Below are 6,000 nucleotides of genomic sequence, written 5' to 3'. Positions count from 1 at the left end.
GCCGTCTTTGCTGCCAACCCGTCATGTAGTCCGTCCAGTACCCTACTTAATAACCCCGAGCAGCGATATTTGGACGTTGTGCAGGTTACGGGCTCCGCTCGCCCAATTCCGGAACGCATATTGGATAGAGACACGACATCAATGTCGGCTCGGCAGCCGGGTAGCCGTAGCCATAGCCGCGGTTGCTCATAAGCGACCGAGCGATTGAAATTCCACGTTCCGTAACGGCTCAGTCGGAGCCGTTTTTTTTGCCCGCATACCGGCCGCGATGGCTCGCGGCTACTTGTAAAGCTTGCGGAACTGCTGCGGCGGGATGCCCGTTTTGCGGCGAAACGTGGCGACGAAGTGGCTGGCGTCCCGGAAGCCGACCCGCTCGGCGATTTGCTTGACGGTGGCGTCGGCAGAGCGGATGAGCAGTTCCTTCGCTTTGCGCAGGCGAAGCTGCACGAGGTACGCGTACGGCGACAAGCCGAACGTGTGATGAAACCAGAGGTTCATCGTGCTGGCGGGCACGCCGAGCGTTTCCGCCATTTCGGCAAGCCCGATCCCCGAATCCGCGTAATGCCGCTCCAGCCAGTCCAGCAGAGGACGGAGCCGCTCGGAGCCGCGCACGATGTCCGTCCGGTTGTCGAACCGCCCGTATTGCCGCAAGGCAATCAGAAACCGGTAAGCGTCCGCGGAGGCGTTCAGGCCGAACAGGTCTTGATCTTTCTCCAGCCGATCGAGCATTTCTTGCAGCAGTCCGTTCAAAGGAGCGTCCGCATCCCAACGCACCGGCACGCCTTCCTGAAGCTTCAGCGTCAGCAGCATATCCGGTACCGACGGTCCTCCGAACGTCAAATAGGCGGTTTCCCACCCTTCCGGGGCCGGTTCGTACTGATGGGGAGTGCCGGCGTATACCAGCACGCCGCTGTGCACGGGCAGGGCGAAGGTGGCGCCGTTTACGGTGAAAAGCCCCTCGCCCTTGATCGTCTGCAGCCAGTGGAAATACGGATACCCTTCGGTCCGGACGATTTTGCTCCGTTCGTCCGCGATGCCGACCGTTTCGACGAACAGGGGCAGCGTCTGCCCGTTCCCGGTTGTAAAAGCGAATCTGCGCATGCCATGGCTCTCCTTGACGATTGCGGTTTCGCGGGTCCCGGGCGAGAGGGCGGCTGCGTTCCGTAGAACGTTGAGCATGCGGCGAAAATGCTCCTCAAGCCGTAACTCCTCGCATTCCCGCGTTGTTATTTTTTTATATACCCTTGATAAATGATTATATTTTACCGCATTCCGCCTTGCTTTAAAATAAGGATATCCTTATATAACAAAAGGAGTGCCCGTCATGATCAACCGAAAATTGCCGAAGATCTGGTACGGAGGAGACTATAATCCGGAACAATGGGAAGCGGATACATGGGCGGAAGACGACCGGCTGTTCAAGCTGGCGGGAATCGACGTCGCGACGATCAACGTTTTTTCGTGGGCGCTGAATCAGCCGAGCGAAGACGAGTACAACCTGGAGTGGCTCGACAAGACGATGGACCGGCTGCATGCGAACGGCATCGGCGTTTGTCTGGCGACGGGAACGGGAGCGCATCCGGCCTGGATGGCCAAAAAATACCCCGAGGTGCTTCGCGTTGACTTCCAGGGGCGCAAGCGGAAGTTCGGCGGCCGGCACAACTCCTGCCCGAGCAGTCCGGTGTACCGCCATTACTCGCGCCTGATGGCCGGCGAGCTGGCCCGGCGCTACAAGGATCATCCCGCCCTGCTGATCTGGCACGTGTCGAACGAATACAGCGGCTACTGCTATTGCGATCTGTGCGCGGAGGGGTTCCGCAGGTGGCTGCGGAAGCGGTACGGAACGCTGGAAAAATTGAACAAGGCCTGGAATACGCGGTTTTGGGGACATACCTTTTACGACTGGGACGAGATCGTGCCGCCGAACGCCCTCAGCGAGGAATGGGACGGCAACCGGACGAACTTCCAGGGCATCTCCCTCGATTACCGGCGTTTTCAGTCGGATGCGCTGCTGGAATGCTACCGTATCGAATACGAGGAGATCAAAAAGCACACGCCGGACGTTCCGGTTACGACGAATCTGATGGGCTTTTATCCGGAGCTGAACTATTTCGAATGGGCAAAGCATATGGACGTGGTGTCCTGGGACAACTATCCCGCGCTCGACACGCCGCCGAGCCTGACGGCGATGACGCACGACTTGATGCGGGGGCTGAAACAGGGCCAGCCGTTCATGCTGATGGAGCAGACGCCGAGCCAGCAGAACTGGCAGCCCTACAACTCGCTCAAGCGCCCCGGCGTCATGCGGCTGTGGAGCTATCAGGCGGTGGCGCGCGGCGCCGAGACAGTCATGTTCTTCCAGCTTCGCCGTTCGGTCGGCGCATGCGAAAAATTCCACGGCGCCGTCATCGAGCACGTCGGCCACGAGCACACGCGGGTGTTCCGCGAATGCGCGGAGCTGGGCCGGGAGCTGCAGCTGCTGTCCGACAAGCTGCTCGATTCCCGGGTGCAGGCGAAGGTGGCGATCGTATACGACTGGGAAAACCGCTGGGCGATCGAGCTGTCGAGCGGTCCGACCGTCGCCCTGAAATATGTGGACGAAACGCACAAATATTATGACGCGCTTTACAAGCTGGGCATTCCGGTCGATATGATCGGGGTCGAAACCGACCTGAGCGGCTACGATATCGTCATTGCGCCGGTGCTGTATATGGTGAAGACGGGATACGCGGCAAAGCTCGAGGCGTTCGTGAAGGCGGGCGGCACGTTCGTGACGACGTTCTTTAGCGGCATCGTGAACGAGAACGATCTGGTCACGCTCGGCGGCTATCCGGGCGAACTGCGCAAGCTGCTCGGCATCTGGGCGGAGGAGATCGACGCGCTGTTCCCGGGAGTCACCAACCAGATCGTCATGAAAAAGGAATACGGCGCGCTTAACGGCATGTACGAATGCGGGCTGCTGTGCGACCTGATCCATTCGGAGGGAGCGGAAGTGCTGGCGGAGTACGGCTCCGACTTCTACAAAGGCATGCCGGTGCTGACCGTCAACCGCTTCGGCCAAGGGCAGGCCTGGTATGTGGCGTCGAGCCCGGACGGGCGGTTCATGACCGATTTTCTGTCCAGCCTATGCGCGGACAAAGGCATCAAGCCGCTGGTCAACGCGCCGGCGGGCGTCGAATCGACGCTGCGCGTCAAAGACGGCCGATCGTTCCTGTTCCTGCTGAACCATAACGCGGAGGAGTCGGAAGTCGACCTGGCCGGCCGGCAGGGGACCGATCTTTTGTCCGGACAGCGGGTACAAGGCTCCGTGCGGCTGCCGGGCCGCAGCGTCATGATTATCGAGCATTGAAAAAAGGGGAGGCGAACGCGTGAAGCTGCAATACGATGCCCCGGCCCGCGCATGGACGGAAGCGCTGCCGATCGGCAACGGAAGGCTGGGCGCGATGGTGTTCGGCGGGGTGGAAACCGAGCGTCTGCAGTTGAACGAAGACACGCTTTGGTCCGGCAGCCCGAAGGACGGGAACAACCCGCGCGCCCGCGAGGTGCTGCCGGAAGTGAGGCGGCTGCTTGCGGAAGAAAAATACGAGCAGGCGGACGCCTTGTGCAAAGAGATGATGGGGCCTTATACGCAGAGCTACCTGCCGCTCGGGCATTTGACGATCCGCTTCGAACACGGAAATATCGCGTGGCCTTCTTACCGCCGGAGCCTCGATCTGAAGGAGGCGATCGCGCGTACGGAATACCGGATCAGCGAGGCCGAATATATGCGGGAAGCGTTCGTTTCCTTCCCGGACCAGGTGATGGTCCTCAGGATTGAGGCGAAGCGTCCGGGCAAGCTGAACTTTGTCGCGAAGCTGGATAGCCCTCTCCGGTCGCTCGTGCGGGCGGAGGGAGACGTCCTCGTGCTGCGCGGCCAGGCGCCGGAGCATACGGACCCGAACTACTATCACCGTCCCGATCCGATCCGCTACGGCGATCCGGATACGACAGATGCGATGCGGTTCGCCGGCTATCTGGGCGCCGCCCTGGACGACGGCTCGTTCAGCGCCGACCCGGACGGGCTGCGCGTTCGGAACGCGACGGGAGCTACGCTGGTGTTCAGCGCGGCGACCAGCTTTGGCGGCTTCGACCGGTCGCCGGGGCGGGACGGCGCCGATCCGGACGCGAAGGCGTCGGCGCTCCTCGGCGCCGCGCTCGGCAAGCCGTATGTAGAGCTGCGCCGGCGGCATGTCGAAGATTACCGGTCGCTGTTCGACCGGGTGGAGCTTCGGCTGGGCGATTCGGCCGCGCCGGAGGAGATGTCCACCGACAATCGGGTGCAGGAATACGGCGCTTCCGACCCGAAAATGGCGGAGCTGATTTTCCAGTACGGACGCTACCTGATGATCGCCAGCTCCCGGTCGGGCACGCTTCCCGCCAATTTGCAAGGCATCTGGAACGAGCATACCCGGGCGCCGTGGAGCAGCAACTGGACGCTGAACATTAACGCGGAAATGAACTACTGGCCGGCGGAGACGTGCAATCTGGCGGAATGCCACGAGCCGCTGTTCGATCTGATCGCGAATTTGGCCCGCAACGGCGCCGAAACGGCCCGCGTCAACTACGGCGCCCGCGGCTGGACGGCGCACCACAACACCGATATCTGGTGCCAGACCGCGCCGGTCGGCGCCTACGGCCACGGCGATCCGTCATGGGCGCTTTGGCCGATGGCGGGCGCTTGGCTCTGCCAGCATCTGTGGGAGCATTACGCGTTCGGCGGCGACCAAGAGTGGCTGCGCGAGCGGGCATACCCGATCATGAAGGAAGCGGCGCTGTTCGGGCTCGATTGGCTGATCGAGGACGGCCAAGGCCGGTTGATCACGTCGCCGTCCACTTCGCCCGAGCACAAGTTCGTCGCGCCTTCGGGCGCGCTTGCGAGCGTCAGCCCTGCGGCGACGATGGACCTGTCGCTGCTGTGGGACTTGTTCACCAACTGCATGGAAGCTGCCGAAACGCTCGGAATCGACGAAGCGTTCCGAGAGGAGCTGGCGAATGCGCGGAAGCGGCTGCTGCCGCTGCAGATCGGCAAATACGGCCAACTGCAGGAATGGTCCCGCGACTTCGAGGATCAGGATGTGCACCACCGACACGTCTCCCATCTGTTCGGCGTATACCCCGGCCGGCAGTTGACCGCGGATGCGACGCCCGAACTGTTCGCCGCCGCCAGGCGTTCGCTGGAGCGGCGCGGCGACGGGGGCACCGGCTGGAGCCTCGGGTGGAAAATCGGGCTTTGGGCGCGATTCGGCGACGGCAACCGGGCCTACCGGCTTCTTTCGAACCTGTTGCAACTGGTCCGCGAGAACGACGAGCGCTACGAGGGAGGGGGCGTTTACCCGAATCTGTTCGGCGCCCATCCGCCGTTTCAGATCGACGGCAACTTCGCCGCGACCGCCGGCATCGCGGAAATGCTCGTGCAATCCCATAGCGGAGCCATCCGTCTGCTGCCGGCGCTGCCAGACGCCTGGCCTGACGGATTCGTCCGGGGATTGCGCGCCCGCGGAGGCTTCGAAGTCTCCATCCGGTGGGCGGGCGGGCAGTTGGTCGAAGCGGCGATTGTATCTGCGAGCGGAAAGCTTTGCGCCGTCGACGCGGGAAGACCCGTCTCCGTCGAGCCGGAGGGCGAGGAGGCGGCGGGCGTCCGGCCGACCGGCGAAACGGCGGTTTCGTTTCCGACCGCCGCGGGCCGAACCTATATCGTTCGGCCGCTTGCACCCAATTAAACTTTCGTCAGTCAGGAGCGGGAAGGAGGAAGGGTTCCCAAGCCGTTTGCCCGGACCCGATTCACGCCCCCATTCGGTTGCGCGCCTCCGCCAAACGGCTGTCCCGAGCGGAACGGCGGGGGAGACAACTGGAGGGCACGGCCGCATCCTTTACGCGGGTTGCCGGCCGGACGCACCCATTTGCTTTCCTGATGCATAAAAATTCCTGCCGGACGCACCCTACCTCCATGGAGGTGTTGCG

General features: G+C 62.5%; 3 protein-coding genes. 2 read left to right on the top strand and 1 reads right to left on the bottom strand.

Going from position 1 to position 6,000, the window contains the following annotated elements; translation table 11 throughout:
- Positions 1-279 precede the first annotated feature (279 nt).
- The gene (locus F560_RS0104985; RefSeq protein ID WP_019004618.1) at positions 280-1,101 is read right to left on the bottom strand and encodes a helix-turn-helix domain-containing protein; all 822 of its coding nucleotides are present in this window, start codon (positions 1,099-1,101) and stop codon (positions 280-282) included.
- A 223-nt stretch (positions 1,102-1,324) separates the two neighbouring features.
- On the opposite strand from F560_RS0104985, the gene F560_RS0104980 reads away from it, so the two are divergent.
- Positions 1,325-3,349 carry a beta-galactosidase gene (locus F560_RS0104980; protein ID WP_019004617.1) on the top strand — a complete coding sequence of 675 codons (2,025 nt, stop codon included), beginning with the start codon at positions 1,325-1,327 and terminating at the stop codon, positions 3,347-3,349.
- Positions 3,350-3,368: 19 nt separating this feature from the next.
- Positions 3,369-5,759, top strand: a complete 2,391-nt coding sequence (locus F560_RS0104975) for a glycoside hydrolase family 95 protein (RefSeq protein ID WP_019004616.1) — start codon at positions 3,369-3,371, stop codon at positions 5,757-5,759.
- Positions 5,760-6,000 lie beyond the last annotated feature (241 nt).

Origin of the sequence: Cohnella laeviribosi DSM 21336, assembly GCF_000378425.1 — a bacterium.
In the GTDB taxonomy this organism is placed as follows: Bacteria; Bacillota; Bacilli; order Paenibacillales; family Paenibacillaceae; genus Cohnella; species Cohnella laeviribosi.
This window is presented reverse-complemented; position numbering and strand designations above follow the sequence as displayed.

Bases quoted from the DNA above. Each gene is read 5' to 3' on its own strand.
- F560_RS0104985 (WP_019004618.1), bottom strand. From the start codon at position 1,101: ATGCGCAGATTCGCTTTTACAACCGGGAACGGGCAGACGCTGCCCCTG.
- F560_RS0104980 (WP_019004617.1), top strand. From the start codon at position 1,325: ATGATCAACCGAAAATTGCCGAAGATCTGGTACGGAGGAGACTATAAT.